General features: G+C 52.1%; 18 protein-coding genes. 5 read left to right on the top strand and 13 right to left on the bottom strand.

Going from position 1 to position 25,140, the window contains the following annotated elements; genetic code table 11:
* Positions 1–449 precede the first annotated feature (449 nt).
* Both ACL02P_RS13930 and ACL02P_RS13935 read left to right on the top strand, forming a co-directional pair.
* Complete coding sequence (locus tag ACL02P_RS13930) at positions 450–890, top strand: DUF2500 domain-containing protein (protein WP_036646319.1); 441 nt, start codon at positions 450–452, stop codon at positions 888–890.
* A 596-nt stretch (positions 891–1,486) separates the two neighbouring features.
* Positions 1,487–3,610 carry a beta-galactosidase gene (locus tag ACL02P_RS13935; RefSeq protein WP_412837504.1) on the top strand — a complete coding sequence of 708 codons (2,124 nt, stop codon included), beginning with the start codon at positions 1,487–1,489 and terminating at the stop codon, positions 3,608–3,610.
* 91 nt (positions 3,611–3,701) lie between these two features.
* On the opposite strand, the gene ACL02P_RS13940 is transcribed toward ACL02P_RS13935, so the two are convergent.
* Complete coding sequence (locus tag ACL02P_RS13940; RefSeq protein WP_412837505.1) at positions 3,702–4,586, bottom strand: SDR family oxidoreductase; 885 nt, start codon at positions 4,584–4,586, stop codon at positions 3,702–3,704.
* Between the two features lie 135 nt (positions 4,587–4,721).
* Here ACL02P_RS13940 and ACL02P_RS13945 point away from each other — a divergent pair, with 135 nt between their 5' ends.
* Positions 4,722–5,681 carry a helix-turn-helix transcriptional regulator gene (locus ACL02P_RS13945; protein ID WP_009226501.1) on the top strand — a complete coding sequence of 320 codons (960 nt, stop codon included), beginning with the start codon at positions 4,722–4,724 and terminating at the stop codon, positions 5,679–5,681.
* On the opposite strand, the gene ACL02P_RS13950 is transcribed toward ACL02P_RS13945, so the two are convergent.
* Together ACL02P_RS13950 and ACL02P_RS13955 are read right to left on the bottom strand one after the other, a co-directional pair.
* On the bottom strand, positions 5,678–6,490 hold the full coding sequence (locus ACL02P_RS13950; protein ID WP_412837506.1) for an MBL fold metallo-hydrolase: 813 nt from the start codon (positions 6,488–6,490) through the stop codon (positions 5,678–5,680). The genes ACL02P_RS13945 and ACL02P_RS13950 overlap by 4 nt on opposite strands.
* A gap of 24 nt (positions 6,491–6,514) precedes the next feature.
* Positions 6,515–8,269, bottom strand: coding sequence for a glycoside hydrolase family 2 protein (locus tag ACL02P_RS13955; RefSeq protein ID WP_412837507.1), 1,755 nt, complete (start codon positions 8,267–8,269; stop codon positions 6,515–6,517).
* A 289-nt stretch (positions 8,270–8,558) separates the two neighbouring features.
* Here ACL02P_RS13955 and ACL02P_RS13960 point away from each other — a divergent pair, with 289 nt between their 5' ends.
* Entirely contained in the window at positions 8,559–9,761 is a 1,203-nt protein-coding gene (locus ACL02P_RS13960; RefSeq protein ID WP_412837292.1) for an IS256 family transposase, read from the top strand.
* A 133-nt stretch (positions 9,762–9,894) separates the two neighbouring features.
* Here the strand turns inward: ACL02P_RS13960 and ACL02P_RS13965 are convergent, their stop codons facing one another.
* The 6 genes from ACL02P_RS13965 to ACL02P_RS13990 form a co-directional block, all read right to left on the bottom strand.
* Entirely contained in the window at positions 9,895–10,833 is a 939-nt protein-coding gene (locus tag ACL02P_RS13965) for an ArsR/SmtB family transcription factor (RefSeq protein ID WP_009226504.1), read from the bottom strand.
* 91 nt (positions 10,834–10,924) lie between these two features.
* Positions 10,925–12,346, bottom strand: coding sequence for a family 43 glycosylhydrolase (locus ACL02P_RS13970; protein WP_260071618.1), 1,422 nt, complete (start codon positions 12,344–12,346; stop codon positions 10,925–10,927).
* 2 nt (positions 12,347–12,348) lie between these two features.
* Positions 12,349–13,281 (bottom strand): carbohydrate ABC transporter permease, encoded by a 933-nt coding sequence (locus tag ACL02P_RS13975; protein WP_036646321.1) that lies wholly within the window; start codon positions 13,279–13,281, stop codon positions 12,349–12,351.
* A gap of 14 nt (positions 13,282–13,295) precedes the next feature.
* Positions 13,296–14,267: an ABC transporter permease gene (locus tag ACL02P_RS13980; protein ID WP_412837508.1), complete on the bottom strand. Its 972-nt coding sequence runs from the start codon at positions 14,265–14,267 to the stop codon at positions 13,296–13,298.
* Positions 14,268–14,386: 119 nt separating this feature from the next.
* On the bottom strand, positions 14,387–16,132 hold the full coding sequence (locus tag ACL02P_RS13985; RefSeq protein WP_323077784.1) for an extracellular solute-binding protein: 1,746 nt from the start codon (positions 16,130–16,132) through the stop codon (positions 14,387–14,389).
* A 286-nt stretch (positions 16,133–16,418) separates the two neighbouring features.
* On the bottom strand, positions 16,419–17,384 hold the full coding sequence (locus ACL02P_RS13990) for a family 43 glycosylhydrolase (RefSeq protein WP_412837509.1): 966 nt from the start codon (positions 17,382–17,384) through the stop codon (positions 16,419–16,421).
* A 409-nt stretch (positions 17,385–17,793) separates the two neighbouring features.
* Here ACL02P_RS13990 and ACL02P_RS13995 point away from each other — a divergent pair, with 409 nt between their 5' ends.
* Entirely contained in the window at positions 17,794–18,300 is a 507-nt protein-coding gene (locus ACL02P_RS13995) for a hypothetical protein (protein ID WP_412837510.1), read from the top strand.
* A gap of 192 nt (positions 18,301–18,492) precedes the next feature.
* Here the strand turns inward: ACL02P_RS13995 and ACL02P_RS14000 are convergent, their stop codons facing one another.
* The 4 genes from ACL02P_RS14000 to ACL02P_RS14015 form a co-directional block, all read right to left on the bottom strand.
* Positions 18,493–20,589 carry a beta-galactosidase gene (locus ACL02P_RS14000; RefSeq protein WP_412837511.1) on the bottom strand — a complete coding sequence of 699 codons (2,097 nt, stop codon included), beginning with the start codon at positions 20,587–20,589 and terminating at the stop codon, positions 18,493–18,495.
* Positions 20,590–20,926: 337 nt separating this feature from the next.
* The gene (locus ACL02P_RS14005) at positions 20,927–22,531 is read right to left on the bottom strand and encodes an ABC transporter substrate-binding protein (RefSeq protein WP_009226512.1); all 1,605 of its coding nucleotides are present in this window, start codon (positions 22,529–22,531) and stop codon (positions 20,927–20,929) included.
* A gap of 286 nt (positions 22,532–22,817) precedes the next feature.
* Positions 22,818–23,720, bottom strand: coding sequence for a carbohydrate ABC transporter permease (locus ACL02P_RS14010; RefSeq protein WP_036624457.1), 903 nt, complete (start codon positions 23,718–23,720; stop codon positions 22,818–22,820).
* A gap of 95 nt (positions 23,721–23,815) precedes the next feature.
* Positions 23,816–24,736, bottom strand: coding sequence for an ABC transporter permease (locus tag ACL02P_RS14015; RefSeq protein WP_412837512.1), 921 nt, complete (start codon positions 24,734–24,736; stop codon positions 23,816–23,818).
* Positions 24,737–25,140 lie beyond the last annotated feature (404 nt).

The raw sequence follows: 25,140 nt of genomic DNA on the forward strand, positions 1-25,140 counted from the left end.
TATTAGGAAAAAAATAAACACAGGCACTACACCTGTGTTTACGCAAACGGTCCCTCAAACAGCCCGAAATCCACGAACAGAAGATCACCGTCCCCGTTCGCGTTCCCGGCCAAATCAGGCATATTCTATTCTAAAGTTCCAATTGGTCCCCTTTATCATAGTACACCTATCCCGTTCGCTCTGCACAGGTGCAGAGCCTTTGGCAGTATTCAATTATACGCACAAAGTGGTGAAACGGAATTTAATGTACAACACGGGGAACCCTCCGTTCTTTTTATAGTGATTCCAGTTTATCACAATTCGTATGCGTTCACAATCCACGCGTTATCGAGCAGCCAGATTTTTTAGGAGGACGAAACAATATTTGCATTTTCACGTATATAAAGGAAGAACATAGACAGCAACCAGTCAAACTTGCGTTGTAAGTCAGAACAAAGGAGGCGGAACCCATGGGAGGATTCGATCCCTCTCCGTTTGGCGGAGGCGGCTTTGGGGGAGGCGGCGATATCATGTTTACCATCATCCCCGTATTTATGGTCATCTTTTTTGTTATTTTCATCGTGTTGATGATATCCAGTGGGGTCCGTTACGCCAAGAACGCCCGCTCCCCGCGGGAAACGAGATATGCGCGAATCATCTCGAAACGGATGGACGTGCAGCACAGCTCCAGTCACATAGGCGAAAATAACACGATGCACAGCTCGTCTTCTCGGACGTACTATTACATTACGTTGGAGTTTGATAACGGCAGCCGTCAGGAATATTTGGATGTCAAAAATCTGTACGGCCTTGTCGCCGAGGGCGATGTCGGATATGCCGCTGTCCAGGGTGATTGGATTGTGGCGTTTGAGCGCGATGTGTCGCAGCGTCCAAACGGTGGTACATATTAATGGCCTCCAGGCCAAAAAAACAAGGTGTTCCAAGGATGATCTTGGGACACCTTCTTTGATTGCTGGACACTTTTTTCGGTTTAAAGGCCCGCTCGCGGTACGACTCCCGCAAATACCCGACGACATCGTCGATTCTTGGATCCAGTACGGCCGGTGAATGGAATACCCCGCGGTTTCCGTATAATGCCCCGCAATTAGAATGCCGTAGGGACGCTCCTCGTTGATAGCATATTCCGTCGGTTTTTTAGCCATATCCTCTCTTCCTTCAACCAGCAATAAACATCTAAAATGAATATAACCGATGTGCATGTCAACATCCAGCTTCAACACGATCCATCGGATCTTAATCCTTCAGGAGGCGGTTCTCTCTATGAACAATAACACAGCTGCAGTCCTAAGACTTGAAATCGGCCAAGCCAACAAAACGATCCGTCCCGGCAAACTAGCCCTGCACGCAGGAAGCAATCCGAAAGGAGAATCGTTTGGATTTACCAACTTCTATATGACCCGCAACGGCGAACCTGTGATTCCGGGTCGTTGGCGAGTTTCATTTTTCCCGCTTCTCTTATTTGCATTGGGAGGAAGAGCTGCTGAAAATGAAAGCCGGCGGCGTTCATCTTGTTGCGACCTACGTGTTTTGGAATTGCCACGAAGAGGAGGAGGGCGTCTTCGATTGGAGCGGCAACCGCAATCTGCGGCATTTCATTGATCTCTGCGCCAAGCATGAGCTGCCGCTGATTTTACGGATCGGCCCGTTTTGCCACGGTGAGGTCCGCAACGGCGGCATCCCCGATTGGGTGTTCCGTTATCCGCTGGAGGTGCGCTCCAATGATGAGCGTTATTTGTCGCTGGCCCGACGTTTGTACCGGGAGATCGCCCGGCAAATTCAAGGTACCTATTATCAGGAAGGCGGCCCGGTGATCGCCGTGCAACTGGAGAACGAGTATATGCACGCTGGCGCACCGCTGGACGCCTGGGGATATAGCTCCGGTCAATACGTAACCGCCGGTACTGACGGCTCCGCGCATTTGGACGAATTGCGCCGGATTGCCGAGGAGGTTGGCATTCGTCCGCTGTTTTTTACCGCTACTGCTTGGGGTGGAGCCGCAGTACCTGAGGAGGGCACGTTACCCATGCTGGCTGGATACGCTTATACGCCGTGGATCCCAAACCAACCGCCAAGCCGCGAGTTCCTGTTCCAGGATCTGCACGTTACGCCCGCCGAGCCGGTGAATTACGACAGCCTGGAGTATCCGGTAGCTTATTGCGAAATGGCCGGCGGCATGCAGGTCAGCTACAAGGCCCGGCCTTACGTGCCGGCGGAGAGCATCGAAGCGATGACGTTAGTGAAGATGGGCAGCGGCAGCAATCTCCTGGGTTATTACATGTACCACGGCGGTTCCAATCCCGTCGGCCGCAAGACGTTCTTAAACGAATCCGGTTTGCCGAAGATCACTTACGATTACCAATCGCCCCTAGGCGAGTTTGGACGGGTTGGTGATTCGTATGACCGCATCCGTACGATCTCGTTGTTTCTGCAAGCTTTTGGTCACCTTCTGGCTCCGATGGGGACCGTGCTGCCCGCAGGTCAGGAGCATATCGCACCTGAAGATACCCACAGCGTACGTTGGTGCGTCCGGCAAAAAGACGGCTCCGGATTTGTGTTCCTGAACAATTTCCAGGATCATGTCGACCTGCCGGATCGCCGGCTACGAATCGAGCTGGATACGCCACAGGGGAAGGCGTTCTTCCCTCAAACTGGCGAGTTCACGCTTCGGAGCAGGCTTGCCGCGATCCTGCCGTTCAACTTAGAGCTGGACGGATTGTTTATTGTGAGCGCCACCGTGCAGCTATTAACCCGGCTGGAAGCAGAGGACGAAACGTTGCTGGTGTTTTTTGCCCATGACGGAATGGAACCCGAGATCGTGATCCGCAAATCCTCGGTATCTGAAGTAGGAGGGGATGGGAGCCATGGTGCCGTTAAAGAAGACGAGGCGAACTGGATCGTTCGCCCAGCGACCGGCCGCCAACATCAGATCCGAGTGAAGACAGCCGAAGGCAGGGTCGTTCGTCTCGTCACCTTAACCCGAGATGAGGCGTTACTAACTTATCGTTTCGACGGGCTGTGGGGCCACGATAGGCTGGTCATCAGCACGAGCCATTTGGCGATAAAGGACGGGCAGCTTATCTGCACTTCGCCGGGACAAAACCAAGTGACCTTATCCCTCTATCCAGCACCTGTCCCATCGGCTGAATTGCGGAGCAGTGCGGGGGTGCTGCAAACTGCGGCAGAACCTGACGGAAGTGTGTTCCAAACGTATACCCTTGATTTTGCCGCTTATTCGCCCGAGCTGACTCTCAACTCTCCATCGGATCGCTCTGTACTGGTGGATGTCCCTGCTGACTGGCCGGAATCCGTGTCGGACGTCTGGCTGCGTATCGAGTACGACGGCGATGTGGCCGCCGCTTACCTCGGTGACCGGATGTTGACGGATCATATCCATTACGGACAGCATTGGGAAATCGGGTTAAAACAAGTGCGGCACGAGCTGGAGAACCATCCGCTGCACCTCTCGATTACACCGCTTCGCCGAGGCACGGTGCATAGCTTCGTGAACCAGGCCTACGTGGAGCGATTTGAAGGGGTGGAGATCGCCAAAATCCACGACATTCAGGTCATCCCCCATTATTCCGCACGTTTATGGCCGCAAGGCAAGTAAAAGTCAAAAAGCGCGGGTGCAGGAGGAGTTTCTCATGCCCTCGCGCTTTTTTAGATAGGCGATAGGGAATCCGGACACGTCGTTCCTATGATCAGTTCACCGGTAATCCCCGCTCGCGTGCAAAATTGCCCCAATGCGGCTTACGTCCGTCGATGTCGATGAACCCGTATTCGTCGGACAGGTCCCAGCTGGTCAGTGCTCGGCCGGTTTTGGCGTGGACGTTCGAGTCTGCGGCCAGAGCCGCCACTGCTTGCCCCACAAAATACGGCGTTTCGGATTCCGCGTATAACGGTTCCTTCTTGATGGCATCTCGCCAATTCGCTTCCTGAACGCCAAAATAGTCCAGCATCTGCTCGGAACGCAAAAATCCAGGAGTCACCGCCAATGCCGTCACATTGTGCGGCTTCAGTTCCTCGGCCATGGCTGCGGCTAGGTGGATCGGTGAGATTTTGGCCAAACTGTAGTACAGGTTCCCTCGATAGTTATAGGTCGATCCGTCGGTAATTTCGATGACCAGGCCTTCCTTCCGTTTGATCATCATCGGTACCCCGTAATAGCTCGTAATGAGATGGGCACGAACGGCCCGCTCCTGCATCAGTAACCCATCGGCCAACGGCTGCTCCCAGAACGGAGTGTTCCAATGGGTGAGGTTCTCGCCGCCCCAAATGTCATTCACCAAAATGTCCAGGCGTCCGTTCTGTTCCTTGTCCACACGTTCAAACAAAGCCCTGACCTGCTCCGGCACCGTATGATCCGTGCGGACGGCGATCCCGATTCCGCCGCGAGCGGTTACCATTTCGGCCGTCTCGTCAATCGTCTCCGTTCGGCCGATGTCCGATGCTTCTCCCCGGACGCTCCGTCCGGTGCAATACACCGTCGCCCCAGCAGCCCCCAACATAACAGCGATTCCCCGGCCTGCTCCACGTGTTGCTCCGGCAACGACGGCCACTTTTCCCGCTAAAGGTTTCTTGTCCATGGTTTCGTTCGCTTCCTTTCCAGATTGAATTTCGCACGTACCTTTGTAGAATATCAAAGTATATATGACATCTATTGTCTTATATCCATGGTATAATCATTCCACGAATCTAAAGAGGCGGGAGGGGGAGTTATTGTGCGTGCGGATCGTTTGCTAAATCTGCTGCTCTTGCTGCAGAACCGGGGAAAAATGAGCTCGCGCCAGCTGGCAGAGCTGCTGGAGGTGTCGGAGCGGACGATCGTCCGGGACATCGAGGCGTTGAGCGCGGCGGGCATCCCCGTGTACGCGGAGCGCGGCTCCCGCGGCGGTTGGGTGCTGGCGGACAGCTATCGGACGAACCTGACCGGCATGCGGCCGGAGGAAATCGTCTCGCTGCTGCTGACGAACCATAACGAGCTTTTGAAGGATCTGGGGATACAGGGGGATTTTCAGGCTGCTTATCAGAAGCTATTAGCTGCTGCCCCCGCCCCAATTCGGCAGGACGCCGAGATGATCCGCGAGCGCCTCCATATCGACGGGGCCGGCTGGCACGCCTCGGAGGAGGCTTTCCCTTGGCTGTCCGCCGTGCAGGAGGCGGTATGGACCCAGCGGAAGCAGCGCATCCGCTACCGCAAGGAAGACGATGTCACCGAGCGGATCATCCATCCCCTGGGGCTCATCGCCAAACGCAACGTATGGTACGTAGCGGCCGAGCAGGAGCCGGACAGGGAGCTTCGCACGTTCCGCATTTCCCGGCTGGAGGAAGCCTCCCTGTTAGAGGAGACATTCGTACGGCCAGATGGGTTTGACCTGGCGGCGTATTGGGAGCAATCGACCGCTCGCTTCAAATCGGAGCTGCCCCGCTATCTCGCGCGGATACGGACGAACGAAACCGGGCTGAGCCAACTCCGCAGGGAGCGATTCATCAAAGTGCTTCATACGGAAGGACCGGACAACCAGGGCCAGATTCTGGCGGAGATCGACCTCCAGACACTGGACTGGGCATGCGGCGTGATCCTAAGGAACGGCCGGGATGTAGAAGTGCTGGAGCCGCAAGAGCTGCGAGAACGAGTGAAATCCGAAGCTCAGGCGATACTCACGTTGTATGAACACTAGGCTAGGTGACCCCCTCTTTGTCCGGACGCTTTTGCAGGATTATCCCCCACGAAGTGCCCCGGCTTCTCTGCATTTACCGCGAACAGGTCATAATGCAGCGGGATCACTGTATCCACGCCGATTTCCTGGGCGAAGTGTGCCGCTTCCCGGTAATCCATGTTCCCAACGATTCCGCGCCGCTGGCGGAAGTAATCCCGCCCGTTGATCGGCAGCAGGGCGATGTCCGGTTTCAGCTCACCAACTCGCTTGATCAATTCCGGAAAAACCAACGTATCCCCGGCATGATAAAGCGTCACGCCGTTAAGCTCCAAAACGTACCCGACGTACCGGGGGCAGCCGTCCGCATCCCGTTCCAACTGCTCATGGGCCGCCGCAATTGGCGTTACTCGCAGCTTGGAGAAGAACTCCAGCGGCTTACGGTCGTCTGCGGTGATGAGCAGGGAGTCCGGTAGGCCCATCTCCTGCAATGCCGGCTTGCAGCACGCCGGTGCGAGGATCGGCGCCTCCGGACTGCTGCGATGCAGCCACGGCAGCGTCCGCGCATCCATATGGTCATCGTGTTCATGCGTAATCAGGCATAGCTGAACGCCTTCAATCTCTTCCGGTGCAATGGGCGCAGGAAATGTGCGCCGCCAATCGCCGTCGTCCAGATCGCCCGAGAGATAGGGATCTACGTAAATCGTGATCCCATCCCCTTTAACGATGACGCTTTCCTGGCCAAGATACCAAATCGCCAAGGTTCCGTAGGGGGCTTTCGTCCGGGCGATCTCGCGGATCAATGCGGCGCCTGTTCGCTGATTTTGAGTCATTAGATAGGGGCACTCCTCGATTTTTTAGGTTCCCGCTACAATCGAACGAATGGTTTCCAGAGGCAGCTTCGGCTTACGATCATAGGTCAACAGGCCATTAATTTCCTGCTCTACGTCCGTAAACTGGGTATAGCAGAAGCCTTGAACCACCGGAGATTGCAGCATCGGTACGATAACATTCTTTAGCCGCAACGCAAAATCCTCCTCATTCTCCGCACCCGAGTACCCCCAGCCTTCCCATTCGTTCACCTTAAAGGATATCCCGCCAAACTCTGTGACCAGAATCGGCTGCCCCTCGTAAGGGAATCCGGGCACCAGAATCACCCGATTACCGGGAGCAGCAGTCAAAGCCGATTCGACCGTTGCATACCGTTCCTCCAGCTTTTCCCTACGCCACTCGTAGTCGTGAATCGTCACAAGGTCGGTGGTAACCAGTTCCCATCCGTCATTGGAAATGACCGGGCGCGTGGGGTCCAGCGATTTGGTCAGGTGGTACAGCGATACCGCGTGGTGCTGCTGCTGCTTGTCAATCATAATGTTGGTCACGCCCCAACTTTCGTTCAGCGGAACCCATGCCACGATGCAAGGATGGTTAAAATCCCGCTCCACCGCCTGCATCCATTCCCGGGTCATCCGGCTGACATACTGCTCAGTGAACTGGTAGGCGTTCGCCATCTCCCCCCACACCAGCAGACCCAGCTTGTCGGCCCAATACAAGTAGCGGGGATCTTCGATTTTCTGATGCTTCCGCACCCCGTTCAGCCCCATGGCCTTCACCAGCTCCACGTCCCGGCGCAAGTCCTCGTCGCTTGGCGCGGTCAGCAAGCCATCCGGGAAGTAACCTTGATCCAGCACCAGCTTCATATAATAGGAACGATTATTTAAGTGCAGTTTGCCGGACTCCACTGAAATTTTGCGCATCCCGAAATAGCTATAGACCGTGTCCACGGGCATACCATCGATCAGCAGCGTTAGTTCCAGATCGTACAAATTGGGGCGCTCCGGTGTCCACCAGCGTCCCAGACCATGATCGTTAAAGTCATCCAGGTGAATCACCCGGCGACCCGACTCATGACTTAAGGAGAAGCAATCCTCGGCGACAAATTCGCCGTTAAACGTGATGACGGCTTTCATGCTGGCTTTAACGGAGGCGCTGTGCCCTGCCAAAAACACCTCAAGACCAATATCATTCTTGTCGATGTCCGGGATCAACCGAATGCGATCAATTCGTGTCGTTGGTACCGGCTCAAGCCAGACGCTCTGCCAAATCCCGGTCGTGCGGGTGTAAAAGATGCTCTCCGACTGATCCTTCCAATACTGCTTGCCCCGCGGCAGGGAGACGTCGCGGCTGTAGTCCGTCGCCTTCACGACAACGATATTCTCGCCTTCATCAAACACATCCGTAATATCCGCCTTAAACGGCGTATGTCCGCCTTCATGCATCGCCACCAGATGCCCGTTCACCCATACTTTGGCCTCGTAATCCACGGCGCCAAAATGCAGCAGCAGCCGGCCAGCCTTATAGTCTTCCGATACGGTAAAGGTTCTCCGGTACCAGACCTGATCGTGTACGGTTGGATCGCCGATGCCGCTCAGCTTGCTCTGGTAGCAGAACGGCACGTTGATTTTCCGGCCAAAATCATGTTTCTCGTACCATCTTTCCCTTTCACCAATCCCTTGGTCGTCAAATTCAAACTCCCATTCTCCGTTTAAACTCATCCAAGCGTCGCGGACAAATTGGGGACGAGGGTACTCGTTACGTAAAGGTTGACTTGTCATTTTTCCGCTCCTTCGGGTCTCAATTTATTGTTTTTGTTTTAATACATGATTTTTGTATCTTTTAAGCTAAATATATCCCCGAACTCATATTTTGTCAACGCTTTCAGCTGATTTTTCTAATTATATTAGGCATTTTTATTTTACGAACTTTTTGGAATTAGTTATAGTCTCAAGTAGTGGTGTAAAATTAGCCCGGGCTTCTTGACAAAGGAAGCCACGGTATGATTTCTACTAAAGTGAAGCCAATCACCTTTAGAAGGAGGATCACACCGTGACTTCTATAGATAGAATGTCACTTTTAGAGCTGTTGCGCAAGTCCGGAATTGATGGTGATGTAGATTTTCTTAAAGAGGCTTTGAACGTTCTGGTTCATGCACTGATGGAGGTGGAGGTAGCGGCACAAATCGGTGCAGAGCGTTATGAACGCAACACAGACAGAACCAACCATCGAAATGGCTATCGACACCGTGAATGGGATACACGCGTAGGAACACTCGATCTAAGAATCCCAAAACTACGCAAAGGCACTTATTTTCCTTCGCTGCTTGAGCCTCGAAAGCGTGCAGAGAAAGCGCTGCTTTCCGTGGTTCAGGAGGCATACGTTCATGGCGTCAGCACACGGAAAGTAGACGAACTCGTAGAATCGCTCGGCATGAAGGGCATTAGCAAAAGTGAAGTCTCCCGGATCTGCAAAGAGCTGGATGAAGTCGTACTGGCCTTCAAGGAGCGTCCGCTCGAAGGGCAGTTCCCTTATGTTTGGTTGGACGCGACATTCCCGAAGGTGCGTGAAGGCGGCCGTGTACGAAGTATGGCACTGGTTGTAGCCATTGGGGTTCGGGAAACCGGAGAACGAGAGATCCTTGGTTTTGACCTTGGGATGAGCGAAGACGGCCCGTTCTGGGTTGAATTTCTTCGCAAATTGGTTTCAAGAGGGCTGCATGGCGTTCAACTGGTGATTAGTGATGCACATGAAGGATTACGCGGCGCAATCGAGCAAGTTCTGACAGGCGCGGTTTGGCAGCGTTGCCGTGTTCACTTTATGCGCAATGTGTTGAGCCAGGTGCCGAAGTCTTCACAATCGATGGTTTCTTCGATTATTCGGACCATTTTTGCACAGCCGACCCAAGAAGATGCAATCCTGCAATTACGGCAAGTCGTGAACCAGCTTCACGGGAAGTTCCCGAAGGCTATGGAGATCCTTGAGCAGGCTGAAAGTGATGTCCTGGCTTACATGGCTTTCCCCAAGGAACATTGGCGGCAAATCCATTCCACGAATCCATTGGAGCGCTTGAACCGAGAAATCCGCCGGCGTTCCGATGTTGTTGGGATCTTTCCGAATCGAGAGTCTGCCATTCGTCTTATTGGTGCCATCCTGATGGAACAGCAGGATGAATGGACAGTATCGCGCCGTTATTTTAGTAAAGAGTCCATGGCCAAAGTGGTTCAGGGGGAGCAAAATCTCTTAACATCTGCTATGCTCTTGCAGAAATAAATATGGGTCACAGAGTAGAAATCAATTTTACACCACTTGACGGGACGCTACCTGGAATTAAGTATCTGCAATACAAAAAAACCACCGACTCCCCAAGGAGCCGATGGTTAGATTAAAGCTTCATTGAATATAATCAAGCGTCTTCATCCAAAGTGTAGGCGACCTGCAGAACCAGGTCCTGGTCGTAATCGCCAAACTGCTTGCCGAATAGATTAACGCCGCCCTTATGGATCGCATCCGGCTTGACGCCGATCCGCACACGCAGACTCGGCCGTTGATCGAGGTTCAGATCGTTGATCGTGACGTCGGAGACTTTCTGCATATCGAGCGTCGTGCGTTCGCGGTCAACTCGCCATGTTTTCAACAAGCCGTATTGCGTCATCCAATCTTCCCACCAGGACGGATTTAATGCGCCGCGCCGATCCCCAAAATCCCCGGGACTCGTCCACATGCCGATCTCAACGCCATTAATCCATACGGAAATATCTGAAGGCCAGTCATTGTCATAGTTTGGTGCTTCCGAGCACATTTCCATTGACAACTCCAGCGATTGAATGCGCGCATTCTGCGGAACTTCCAGCGGGAACTGGTACTCCACATACCCTTTACGAAACCACAGAATCTGCGCCCCCACATGCTTAGGGTGGTAGAAGCTGGCCGGCTCATCCTCCCGAACCAGCATCCCTTCGCTGGATGCCATGCCGCACGTCGGATGAACCTCACAATCGCTGTAATGCCCGATCGGCATTTCAACCTCGTAAAACTTCATCCCGTCCTTGGACGTCCGGATGCTCGAGTTCAACGAAATGAGAATATCGTCGTAATTGCGGCTGCACACCTTCATCGCACCGCGGACGGCCGGAAGCAATTCCGTATTAATCAGCTTGGCTGCTTCCAATATCTTGACGTTGTTCGCCACCGTAGACACTGGCAGCTCCAGCGTCTCGGCAAGCTCAATGATATTCATGCTCCGCGTGTTGAGCAGGCGAAGAATGTCTACGCGAGACCGTGTAGAGAGCGCGTGCGCCACTTGAACCAGCTTATCCGGTTCGTGTATCCCGACTTCCAGCATAGGAACCTCCGTATCCGTATTCCCAAAAAATGATCTTACTTTCTTGACTTTACTACAATAAGCTGTAATAAATCAAGATTCATAAAGGTTATCACGATTCCGGGATCTTCAACGGCATCAGATCAAAGCAGTCCAGTTCAAACTCCCCGCGATTCTTGGTGAATCGCAGCTTGTTTGTCCCATCCTTCAGCTGAATTTTGGCAGTGGACAATCCCCAGTTGTTCCATCCCTTCGGGTGAACCGCCACGGTAACGGAAGATCCCATATCAACGCTTAAATCAAAATAGGCCATTTCTCCGGCAGCGCTCCCGTTTGCGGTTCTCGCCAGCAAGAGATACTCTCCCGCCGCAGCTTGGACGGAATACTCCGCGTAGCTGTCTTCCTGCTCAAACCGTCCTACGCTCTTTCCACCGGAACCCGCAGGATTCTCCAGCACAGTCACACCGTCTCCAAGCTGCCCCTTCTCCGCTTCATAGCGGATGCGGCTCGCCTCTCCGGACGGCAAGGATAGCGGGAGGTTCGGGTCTACTGGAACCCCTAGATTCGGGGTGTTATCCGCATTCCAGGTAAAGGGCTGCATCCGCACTTCCCGGTTCCAGCCGGCATCCTTGTATTTCGCCACGTGATATACAATCCAATCCTCTGTACCGTCAGGTGACGTGGTGAAGGAATGGTGTCCCGGGCCGTACAGCCCGTTGCCGGACACAAAAATTGGTTCCTCCCTCTTATGCCATGAAGCCGGATCGAGCAAATCGCTGGTCACATCTGCCGTGATCAAGCCCAGACAATAATCGTTCGTCCAGCTTCCGCTCGCCGAGTAGACCAGATTAATGGTTCCGTTTCGAACCGCCACCTGCGGACCTTCATTGACATGCGGCGAATGGTTCGTTTCCCAGGCATAGGTCGGCCGGGCGATCTCCACACGCTCCGAATCAATCGTCCAGGGGTTACTCATATGGGCGATGTATAGATTTTGACGAACATTCTCGTCCCCTTCCCAACCGGACCAAATAAAATACAATTCGCCGTTCACCTGCAGAACGGTCCCATCAATGGCCCAACGATTGGCGGCGTCGGTGATTTGCCCTTTTTGCTTCCATACACCTTGTAATGGATCGGTCGAGGTATTCTCCATCACGTACATGCGATGGTTCACGTTGTCCCCGTCATCCATGGCGTAATAAATATACCAGGCTCCATGAATATAATGAAGCTCGGGAGCCCAAATGCCGTGGCCGCCTGTCGGAATCACCCTCCGGGGAGCGGCATCCACCCCCGTCATACTGGCGGATTTCCAAACCGTCACGTCACCGCCGGTGGTTTTCGTGAAGTAATAATACCCGTCGGTATGTTTATACATCCATGGATCTGCCCCGTCCTGCATCAGCACATTATAGAAATCATCCCGTTCTTCACCCGCCCTACCGGAGCCAGAACAACCTACCTGCGCCAATAGAAACAGACAAATGGCAGGCAACAGCGCTTTCCCGAATTTTCCCGTTTCCATCTTCATTTTCACCCTTTAATTGACCCGACGTAGACACCTTTAACAAAATACTTCTGCAAGAACGGATACACGCACAAAATCGGAACCGTGGATACAACGATCGCGCAATATTTCACCAGTTCCCGGAATGCGGTCGAGCTCTGAGCACTGTCGATGACGACGCCTCCTGCACTGCCGATCGTGGTTGCCGTGGAATCGTTGGCGACCAAAATTTCCTTCATTAATAGCTGCAGCGGGAACAGCTCCCGATCCTTCAGCAAGACCATCGCGTTAAACCAGGAGTTCCAGTTCCCCACCAGATAGTACAGAAAAATAACGGCCAACGTCGCCTTGGACAGCGGCAGAATCACCCGGATCAAGATGGCAGCCTGGCTTGCCCCATCGATCGTTGCCGCCTCTTCCAGCTCTGCCGGCAGCGACTGGAAGCTGGTTCTTAAGATAATGATATTCCACGTGTTCAGCGCGGTCGGCAAGATCATCGCCCACAGGTTGTTATATAAATGGATATCTTTCATTAATAGAAACCAGGGAATCAACCCGCCGCCAAAGAACATCGTGATCGTAATCAGAATCATGATGAAATTTTTGAAATAGAGATCTTTTCTCGACAGGACAAAAGCGCCCATGATCGTCATGACCATATTCACCAACGTGCCTAACCCTACGTAGATGATCGTATTTTTATAACCAACCAGCAGGCTGTTGTCCTTAAAGACCAGCTTATATCCATCCAGCGTAAATCCAAGCGGCTTCAACAAAAGTCCGCTGTGTGCCATCAGCGCCGTCGGGTTGCTGACCGAGGCCAGCAAAATATGCAGCAAGGGATAGAAGCAAATTAGCGTAATCGCGGTGAGCATCATGTAGTTCATGACGTCAAACACGCGATCCCCGGTCGTCATAGGCTTCCAGTGTCGTCGTTTCAGCTTTTTGCGACTGGACATGGTCATCCCCCTTTCTACCATAAGCTCACTTCCGAAGTACGCCGGGCGATTCGGTTCATCGCCCACAGCAGCGCAAAGTTGATCACGGCGCTAAACAAGCCAACCGCGGTGGAGAAGCTGAGGCTGGCTTCCCGTAAGCCCCTTCGATAGACATAAGAAGCGATGACGTCTGCCGTATCGTAAATGAGAGGGTTGTAAAGCAAAATAATCTTCTCGTATCCGGACGCCATCAATCCGCCAATCGCAAAAATAAACAGAATCACGATAATCGGCGTAATTTGCGGCAGCGTAATGTACCACATCTTTTTGACTCGACCGATTCCGTCAATCTCGGCTGCCTCATACAAAGCAGGATCGATCGAACTCATCGCGGCCAGATAAATGATGCTGTCCCAGCCGATGTTCTGCCAAATCCCGGAAAACGTATAGATCGGCCTAAAAAAGCCGGAGTATCCGAGCAGCGAGGTGTAGTCCTTGCCCGTGATCCATTGCAACACTTGCGTAACAATGCCTTCATCCGCCGTGAAGATATGAATGATCCCGCACACGACCACCAAAGAGATAAAATGGGGCATATAGGTGATCGTTTGTACGGTTTTTTTGAACTTCCCGTCGCGAATTTCATTCAGCAGCAACGCCAAAATGATCGGTGCCGTAAATCCAAACACGATCCCCCACACATTAAGGAGAAGCGTATTCTTGGTCACCCTCCAGAAGTACGGCCCCTGAAAGAACTCTATGAAATGCTTCAAACCAACCCATTCGCTTTGAGCAAACCCAAGCAACGGCTTATAATCCTTAAACGCGATAAGCACTCCCCACATCGGACCGTAACAAAAAACCAGGAACCAAGCGACAACCGGAAGGGCCAGCAAATAAACAAACCAGTTTTTTCTCAGATCTTTTTTGATCCTGGTTCGCGTGCTGTTTGGCTTCGGAGCCTCTGAGGAAGGAGCGATTTTTCTTGATTTACGGACGATCTCCATGAACGTATCACCTACTCTTCTTATTCCGAATTCTCTGAAACAATAACGAGGGGCCCAAGCTTAACCAGCCCCGGTCACCCTCGTTATATTTCTTGCTCGATCTTTAGGCCAAACGGCGATTATCTGCTGTTGTAACGATCCAATGCTGCCTGATGAATGCTCAGGAATTCGTCCAACCCCATCTTCTTAGCTTCTTCTAAGAACTTGTCGTACGCGTCCACCGGCAACTCGCCTTTGATGATCTTGGCAAAATATTCACCCCGGAGCGTAGACAACTGGTTCCCCAGTTCCGCCTCCCGTGAAGCTTCCTCTTTCGTAAACGAAATCGGAGGCATAGCCGCGCTCGTATCCATGTTCTCGGTCCAATATTTCCGAATTTCGCCGGAGTAGCTGCCTTTCGCTACGATCAGCGGGTTGGAGTTATGCTCGTCGCGAATGTCCGGCCAAATATGTCTGCGATATTTATCGAGTGCCACTGCTACCGGCTGGCCATCCGGATCATTGTACATGTAGCTGTTCTCTGGATAATAAGGCTTGCCGTTCTCATCAATGAGGTGAACCGTACCGTATTCTCCGTAGTTATAGATTTCCCAGCCCTTCTTGGTGTAGGCGAAATCCAACCAGGCCATGGCCGCTTCGACGTTATCACATTGGGTGGTGATGGCAGCCTCTGTACCTGTTCGCTTAAAGTTCTTGTACGTTGTTGCGGATTGATCCCCCTTGTTCAGCACAGGGTTCAGCGCGCCAACAAAATCGATATCATTTTGTTCCTTCCAATAGCTCCACATCGTGTCCGGCGAATCCATCATAACCGCGGTCTTGTCGGAAATGGCGCTGGCCATTCTTTGGTTGAAGTCAGCCGTTGCCCAGTCTTTGTTGAGCAGCCCTTCTTTGTTCCATTGCTGCATCATGGCCAGGTATTCCTTGGCCTTCGGTTGTGCTGGACCCCAGGCTACTTTGCCGTTGCTGTCCACGAAGGTCCAATCCCACACGCCATAAGCGCCGTTTAAAATCCCGGTAAAGATCTGACCATAGTTTGATCCGTAGTTCAGCGGCTCGCTGTACCCCACTTCCTTCGCTTTGGTCAGGAAGGTGTGCCATTCATCAATCGTTTCAGGCACCGGAAGCCCTGTCTTATCCAGCGCTTCCTGCTTGATCAGCATCCCGAACCACATCCATTCCGAATAAGGAGCAATGCCGTAGAAACCAAGCAGTTTGCCGCTGTCGGTGACCGTCGTTTTTCTTCTCGTCTCGTCAGAATTGCGCCAAGCCGTATAGTTCGGAGCATACTTCTCCATCAAATCGGTCAGATCCAAATACGCTCCATCGTTAACGCCCGCCTCAAAGCCTCCAGGGTACCGGCCAGGCTCAATGATGATATCCGGCAAATCTCCGGAGGACATCATCAAGGTAAAGGCATCCGCTTCCTGCCCTACCGGCGGAGTGATGAAGTTGACTTTAATCCCCGTCAGCTTCTCCACTTGCTTCTGGATCGCGTGGTTGTTCATATCCGGGATGTTGCGATTCGCAGGCATCCAGACATCCAGCGTCACTTCTTCTTTGAAAGGGTAAGCAGAGTAGTCGTTTGGAATTTTCTCATCAAAAATATCACCCAGATACGTATCGTTGAGCGTCGTATTCACTTCGTTGATTTGCTCTGGAGTCGGAGATGTATTCCCGCGAATATCCTGACTGATGTCGGCAAACGTGGTTTCCTTCTTCTGTGGCTCCTCGGTAGCATTCTCGCTGGTGTTATTGCCTACGTCAGCCTTCTTCGAACCGCCCCCGCTGCAAGCCGTAATCATGGAGACCGCAAGAATAAAAACAAACAGAAAACTTAAGATACGTTTTGACTTGTTATTCATATGAACCTCCCGATTATTGATTTCAAACGCAACAACCCCCGATATTTCCGCTTGCACTCATCGCCCTTTTCGGATCGGTTCAACCCCCTCTGTCATCAAATGACTCACCGCGAAATTATATTATTGTTTTATTACAATAATTTTGTATCTTTTCGTTGATTATAATCCCCGTTCGACGTGATGTCAACGCTTTCATTTACGAAGATAACGATTTTTTTAATAAAATAACTTGTTGTTTCAAATCAAACTATTAGTTTCAAAAAAACTGTAATTAATTTCGCACCCTTTATTCTCCGGCAGGCCGCGGGATCGGCACCCCCGTGCCGACAGGAACCCCGAAATCCGGCATTCCGTTTGCTTTCCAACCAAATTTTTGGAGTCTTGTGCTGCGGGGAGAACCAGCGGAGCGGGGTTGCTCGGCTTCCGAGTAATCGTACGCATGGTAAACGATCCAATCCTCGGAGCCGTCGGGAGATACGGTAAAGCTGTTATGCCCCGGGGCATAGACCCCGGCGGAAGGATTTTTTGCAAAAACCGGGCCGTCTTCCTTGATCCAGGAGTTCGCATCAAGCAGATCTGCGGTCTCCGGGATTCGCGTTATGCCTAAACAGTAATCATCCGACCACGTTGCGCTCGCCGAGAAGACAAGGAAGATCCAACCGTTGCGCCGCAACAAGACAGGGCCTTCGTTAATCGCCATCCCGCCTTGCTTCTCCCACGGCTCCGTTGGGGCTGTAATCAGCACGTTTGGACCGGTTAACGTCCAAGGATTGGTCATTCGAGCAGCGTAAACCGCTGAGCCGTAATCCGGAAAATGGCCATAACCGGAATAAAAGAAATACAACTCCCCTTGATGTTGGATGACAGTTCCGTCTAACCCTGGGAACTCCGTGTTCACCACGCTTTTAAACTGCCACTCATCGTTCATCGGATCATCGCCCGCAAGTTCAAGCACGCAGATGCGTCGCGTTGCGTCCCCGCCGCCGTCATTAGCTGTATAGTAGATATACCAGCGTCCATCGATGAGATGCAGTTCCGGCGCCCACAGATTGAAGGAATAGGGGCCGATTGGCTCAGGCGTCCACACGGTCTTCGGTTGAACATTCCCAAGTCCGCTCAAGGTTGGACTGTGCCAAAGAGCGATGCGGTCGCCCAAGGTCACCATCATGTAATAGCTTCCATCGGGATGCCGAATGACCCAAGGATCCGCACCATTTGACAGGATCGGATTAACAAACGTTTGATTCTCCATCGTTCTCCCTCCTAAGTACGAGATATCGTCCTAAAGTGATAGTAAAGTATTGTTTTATTACAAACATTTTACTTCGTTTTCATCACAATAATCGGTTATTCGGCGAATGTCAACGTTTACATTTTGGGGAGCAGCACAAAAAAAGCTTATGTCCGCGCATCCTTGGGTGACATAAAAACCATGGATTCTCAGCCATACGAAATCACTCCTAAACCAGTTAAGTTAAAAAACGCTAATCCGGATTAAACGTTTTTCTACTTAAATATTATTCAACAGAGATTAAATAGAATAATAGCGAATGATTATGAAATTAATATTTTCGAACCTAATTTAACAACACCGAGCACAATGTTTATTATAAAATATGGAAATTTTATTTAATAAAAGCAAAAAAAGGGGGGAGGATTCGATGCAAAAACTCCCGTGGTTATTAAGTATACTGGCATGCTTCCTATTGCTCATCACTGGTTGTAATGGAGCCCAGCCCAAAACCGATGATGCGATGAAAACAGCCGAGGCCTATATCATGGCCGAATACAAAGTTGACTTTACTGAGGATCTGTTGTCTGCCGAATCCATTCAAAAGCGAAACGAAGCGATCAAACCTTTTCTAACGGAATCGTTTTACGAAAAACAGGTTAACAATCGAATCACCATTTTACCTTTAAGAGTTGCTGCTGACACGCAGCTTTCCATCAAACCTGATAATTTGCATACCCGTCTTAAAGTGCAAGACGAGAACAATGTCACCATCGAATACACTGTAAATCTTCTACTGACAAACTCGGAAGGTCGCGAAAGCACCCGTGTTCCGTTAGAAGGCGAGTTGATGATGACTTCCGTTAACGAACGATGGCTGGTGCAATACGACAACTTTGATATCCAAGCCTTCATGAAATTGATTTCCGAAAAATAGGCTTTCCGATCGACAAACGTTATGGTGCATGCTGGATTTGCATGTCCTTCAGCAAGATCAGGCAGAGCGGGTCATCGCCGGCCGCCCTTGTGCATGAGCCATAATTAAAACCCTACTTTCCGCGTATACGGAAAATAGGGTTTATTTTTTGTACCGTTGATTGAGCGTGCAGCCTGGCCAGCGACCGTTATATTAGAAACCTGCGCTGAGAGCGGCCTCCCGCTTCAATATCGCGATTCCGTTGACCGGCAGCTCGATTGTGCCGCTTACGGTCAAGCCGGTTTCGGCGTCTGTATAGCTCCTGCGGTCGAGCTCGACGCGAACGGCGCGGCCGGAGAAATTTTGCACGAAGACGTAATCGTGCTGACCGTCCGTGCGCAGTTGGGCAGTCACTCCCGCCGGCAGGTCGGTATCCAGCGCCCGGCGCACGCCGGCATCTTGAACGAGCTTGCCGTAAAACGCCTCGTAGAAGGCGGGATCGCTGACGCGGGCGGCCAAATAGTAAGCTTTGCCTTGGCCCAGCTCGTTTAGCGTTAAGGCCGGCTTCCCTGCGTAAAAATCGTCGCGGTAGACGCCAAGGACCTTGGAGCCTTCCGCATGGATATGCTCGCACAGCTCATGAATCTCATAGGTCCCGCTGAAGCCTAGCGGATTCCCGTCTTCCAGAATCAACGCGTTACGGTCATGGTCATGCAGGCCGTCGATTTCCTCTGCCCATACTCCAACCGCCTTGCGCAGCGGTCCCGGGAAGCCGGTCAGATGGCACAGGTCGTTCTCGTCGACGATGCCTGACCAATATGTGACGAACAAGGTACCGCCGTCCTTGACGAACTGCTCCAGCTTGGCTCCGGTTTCTTCCCGGATTAAGTATGCCATCGGTACGACCAGCAGTTTGTAACCGCTGAAGTCGTCAAACGAGCCGATGATGTCCGTTGGCACGCCCAGCTCCCACAAGGCGCGATACTGCTGCATGACGGTCTCTTCATAATGGATGCCTTTATTGCGTGGCCCTTGGGCGTCGTTGATCGCCCAGCGGTTATCCCAATCAAACAGGATGGCTGCTTCCGCTGGAACGGTGGTACCGAGGATCTCCGTTAACTCGGACAGTGTTTTACCAAGCGCAGCAACATCGGCGAACACGCGCGTGTGCTCATGGCCGACGTGGTCGATGACCGCGCCGTGGAATTTCTCGCTGGAGCCGCGGCTTTTTCGCCACTGGAAATATTGGACTGTGTCGGACCCGTGGGCCACTGCTTGCAGCGAGGACAGCTTGTGCATACCCGGCCGCTTCAGCTTGCTGACCGGCTGCCAGTTCGTCAGTGACGGCGTGCTCTCCATCAGCATAAACGGCTTCTGCTTCAAGGAGCGGAACAAGTCGTGGTTAAATGCAAACCAGGAAGCAACCCCCGCATCGGATTCGGCCTCATGCCACATCGGATAAGCGTCCCAGGAAATGACGTCCACAGCTTTGGCAAACTCGCGATAATCCAACCCGTAGAACAGGTCCATCATATTTACTGTGCAGGGCAAATCCGGATTGATTTGTTTGAGCGGCTTGATCTCATGCTTGTAGAAGTCGATCGTCTGGTCGGATACGAACCGGCGCCAGTCAAGGTTCTGTCCATGCACCATCATTTCGCCGTGAGGTGCCGGGGATTCCACCTGCGACCAGGAGGTGTACGTATGGCTCCAAAAGTTCGTCCACCAAGCGTGGTTGAGCGCTTCGAGCGTGCCATACTTCCGTTTCAACCAGTCGCGGAAAGCGTCTTGGCAGTAGTCGCAGTGGCATTCCCCGCCGTATTCGTTGGATACGTGCCACCCCACCACGGCCGGATGACTGGAATAGCGCTCCGCCAGCCGGGTGTTCATCTGCGTCACTTTTTCCCGATAGACTGGGGACGTAAAACAGTGGTTATGACGCATGCCGTGGAGGTTGCGCACCCGGTTCTTCTCAACGCGCAGCACTTCCGGGTACTTCTCTGACATCCAGGCCGGCCGAGCGCCGCTTGGCGTCGCCAACCAGGCGTAGATACCGTTCTCAGCAAACGTGTCCAGCACGCGGTCCAGCCATTCAAACCGGTAGACGCCTTCCTCCGGCTCTAGCGAAGCCCAGGAAAAGATCCCCACCGACATCACATTGCAATGGGCCAGCTTCATCAGCCGGATATCCTCCGCCAGCACCTGCGGATCATGGAGCCATTGGTCAGGGTTATAGTCGGCACCGTGCATAAAGACCGGCAGTTTGTCGCTGATTGGCGGAAACTTCATCGGTTTTGAGCTTCTACTCATAGGAATAACTCCTCTCCGTTTCTGATCTGTAATGAAGTAGATTGGTTTCTCACGTGCTACGAAATGTAAAAGTGCAGTCCATTTTCGCCAAATCGCCCTTTTCGAAGCCTTTCAACTGCAAAAGTGCAGTTGATTTCAGGGCAAACCGCCCATTTTAGCCTCCATCGTCTCCAATCAAATGTACTTTTGCATTTCACACGCCGAATGAAGAGGGTTTTTCGCAAAATCAAATGTACTTTTACAGTTCGACACACTCTCAAACGCTCTCCTGCCCCTTCAAACGTCACGATGAATGAAAAAGAGGGGACGGGCGTCCCCTCCTTTCACCCCCGCCTGCTTATTGGCCTTGGGCGGCAAGGAATGCGTCGATTTGGCTCTGCAGCTCTTGTTGAATCTTATCCAGACCGGCCGCCTTCAACTGTTTGTTCAGGTCGGCTTGGCCTTTCTCCAAGTCCTTGATCAGGCCGTATTCCAGCGGGATTGCATAACGCAGCATGACGTTACCTACGTTCGCTACTTCGTTCTTCACCTTGGTGTCGTCAAAGACGAAGGTTTCCAGCGGGAAGTGATAAACTTTAGACTGCCAATCCGCCAACATTTGATTGCCTTCTTCCGGATAGGAAGCGTCGGTGCGGTTCAGCAGTGAGTTCCAGCCCCATACGGAGTAGCCCGACAGGTTATAGTTGTTGAAGCTTGGTCCCGGATTGTATTTGTCATCGCCAACCGGCTCGTAGTGCTTGCCGGCGATGCCGTACATCGTCAGATCATGGATTTCCTTATCGTTCTGCAGCAGGTCAATCAGCATCAGCGAACGTTCGACGTTTTTAGACGTGGCATGAATCGCCAATCCGTTTTGCGTGGAAATCGCGCCGATTTTTTTCTTATCCGGCGTCAAATCGGCAACGGTGACTTCCATCTCCGGCTTGTCGCGGCGGATTTCGCCAACGTTGCTGGAGATCGTCCCCAGGTTTTGTGCATACGAGGACGTTTTGCCCGCTTTGATGTCCTGGAACACGTCGTTTTTGTTGCTCACGATGTTCTTCGACCAGCCGTTGTTATCAGCCAAGTCCTTATAATATTTGATCAGTTCGGTAAACTCCGGCGTATCGTACACGTTGAACACTTTCCCCGTCGCATCGTCCAATTTGTAAGCCAGCGGGAAGTTGTAATCCACCAGGTTCCATTCATTTTGTTGCTCCAGCAAAATTTGATCCAGCTCATGCCATTTCCAGCCGTCTGCCGGTTTCGCACCAAACGGGCTGATGCCTTTCTCGCCCGCCCCAATCGTTTTCAAATAAGCGGCATAGGTTTCCGGGCTGTTCACCGGTTCGAGATTGTACTTCTTGCGCAGGTCTTCGCGAATCAGGACAACCTTGTCGGTCACTTCCTGGTTGTTGTTTGGCACCATGTACAGCTTGCCGTTCACTTTTGCTTGATCCCAGGAGGCTTGCGGCATCGCTTCCCAGGTCTTCGGTGCGTAAGTCCGGAGCATTTCCTCGGTCAGCTCAAGGAATCCACCCTTTAACACCTGGTCATTGTAGAAAGCCCAGTTCGCGGTGTAAGCGATGTCAAAATCCTCGTTAGCTGCAAATTTCAATGGGTATTTCTGGGTCCAGTCGGCCCAATCCAAAAATTCGGTCTCAACGGTTGCGTTAATTTTCTCTTTCAGCAGCTTGTTCAGCTCGCCGTATACCTCGTCATAATCCGCCGGTTTGCTGCCGATCATCAACAGCTTCAGCGTAACTTCTTGAGACGTATCCACTGCCCCAGGGGTTGCCGTATTGGCCGACGCATTGTTCGAAGCTGCTGCGTTATTTGAAGCTGCGTCGTCCGGGGTGTTGGCGCTGCCTGCGTTATTGTTCCCGCCGCCGCAAGCGGATAGCAAAGTCATTAACGCCAGCACCATAGCCACAAGAAACGTTGTTTTCTTCTTCAGTTTCATGACGATTATTCCCCCTACAATTTTGATAGAAATAGTGAAATGAAAGGTCAAAAGGATCAGGTTTTTAGCACCGAGAAGGTTGGATGAAGCTAGGGACTGAGCAGCGCAGCGTAGCTGGAGGCTACGTGAGCAGCTAAAATCTTTCCGCAGGAAACATGCTTCGGAAGCATCTGCTTAGGCCCGGCTGAATTCAAGATTCGATGCCGATTCCTCTTCACGACCTACTTCGTGATAAAAAGATGATACTTTTGTGCCTCCTATATGTGATAACCGGGTTGCCCCGAGGTCACCCTTTGACAGCGCCAATCGTTAAGCCTTGCACGAAGTAACGTTGGATGAACGGATAGGCGATCATAATCGGTCCGGTGGCTACGATGGTCATCGCCATCTTTAAGCTCTCCGTCGGGATGTCCGAGGAGACGACGGCTCCTGCCGCCATCATCGCCTTGCGCATGCCGTCCATGTTGCCGAGCAAGCGGTACAAGTAATACTGCAGCGGCATCAGGTCGGAATTGGAGATAAACAAGAGCGCGTTATACCAGTCATTCCAGTAACCCAAGGCGATAAACAGCCCGATGGTGGCCAGCGCCGGCTTCGACAGCGGGATCACAAATTGCAAATAAATTTGGAAATCGCCCGCCCCGTCGATTTTTGCCGATTCGATAATCGCCTCCGGGATGCTGCTCATAAACGATTTCATCACGATGATGTAGAAGACGTTCATCAGCATCGGCAGAATCAGCACAAGCAGCGTATCCTTCAGATCCAGGTAGTTCACGATCAGCAAGTACCACGGGACAAGCCCGCCGCTGAACAGCGTCGTAAAGAAGAAGAAGAAAGAGAAGTGGCTGCGCCATTTAAAATCTTTGCGTGCCAACACATAGGCCGTCATCGAGGTCAAAAACAATCCAAACAGTGTGCCCAGCAAAGTGACGGAAATCGTCACGCCGTACGCCTTCAGCATTTCCTGCGGATACTTGAACAGAATACCGTAGGCTTCCAGCGAAAAGGACGCCGGGATCAGCTGGAACCCGTCCTCGATGATCTTACTCTCGTCCGTCAGCGAAGAAGATAGAACCAAAATGAAAGGAAAAAGACAAAACACCGCCAGCAAAGTCAAAGCAACATATCCGATCATCTGCAGCAGCAGACGGTCGATCGGTTTGCGTTTGGGAGCTGCCGGCTTCATGGCCGGCTGCAGATTGGGTGCCATCGTACTCATCAGCGTTAACCTCCACTCGTTTCATTCGTGTTGCCCCATCGCGGTTGTTTTTTACGCACCGTTTAGAACAAAGCACGGTCCTTATCGTATTTCCGCACGGCATAGTTCGCCAGCATAATCGTCGCGAAGCCCAAAATCGATTGATAGAATCCCGCCGCGGCGGACATCCCAATCTCGTTCGAGGTCGTGAGCATCCGGAACACGAAGGTGTCGATGACATCCGTTGAAGAGAACAGTAAGCCGTTGTTGCCAACCATGTTATAGAACATGCCGAAGTCCCCGCGGAAAATATTCCCGATCGCCAGCAGCACCAAAATGATGAGCGTCGGATAGAGGTTTGGAATCGTGATTTTGCGTATCCGTTGAAAGACGTTCGCCCCATCGATCTCGGCGGCTTCATACATCTCCGTATCAATGCTCGTGATCGCAGCCAGGTACATGATCGTTCCGTAACCAAGCGTCTTCCACGCCGATACGACGACGAGAATCACCGGCCAATAGGCGGACGTGTTGTAAATATCAATCGGTTCGAGCCCGATCGCATTCAGAAGCACGTTGATCGTACCATAATCGTAGTTGAACAGGTTATATGCAATTGCACCAACGACGACCCAGGAGATAAAATACGGCAGGAACATCACCGTTTGCGTGATTTTGCGGAACCATTTCCCGGCCACCTCGAACAGCAGGATCGCGGCAAAAATTTGGATCGCGTTGTTCACCACAATAAATGCGATGTTATACAAAGCCGTATTGCGGGTAACCCGCCAAGCGTCCCCGGAGTCGAAGAAAAACCGGAAGTTGTCCAGCCCGTTCCAGGGGCTTCCGAACACCCCGCCTGTGTAGTTGTATTGTTTGAAAGCCAGGACGATCCCCGCCATCGGCACGTAGGCGAACAGCAGGAAGAACAGGACGGCCGGCGTCAGCATGAGCAGCAGAACCTTATACTTCTTCACGTCGTTCCAGAATCCGCTTCGCTTCATGTCTCGAACTCCCCTCTTGGTTGTCTCTATATCTCTCAGTATAGGGATGAGCGCCTGCTTGCGGGATTCAGTGAAACAACAAAAACTAATACAAATTCCACGATGACCCAAAAATTCAGAAAAAAAGAACCCCGCCTTCCGTAAATACGGAGTGACGAGGTCGAGCACAAGGGAGAAGGCTCACCGGTATTACCCAAACTGTAACGGACCGTAATGACCTTATTTGCTCATTTCCCGTCGATTTCCCATTCTAACGGACCCCAGCGCCTCTATGCGGCCTCTAAGGCATCAATTTAATCAAAAAAGTCCGAAATAAGGTCTCCTCTGTCCGTTAAAAAGGAAGTACGACCAAACTCAGGTCCATAACGCCCCTCCTGTCCGTTAGCCGCCGAGAATGTAATAGC

This window comes from Paenibacillus sp. MB22_1 (assembly GCF_047200555.1).
GTDB classification, from domain to species: Bacteria; Bacillota; Bacilli; order Paenibacillales; family Paenibacillaceae; genus Fontibacillus; species Fontibacillus phoenicis.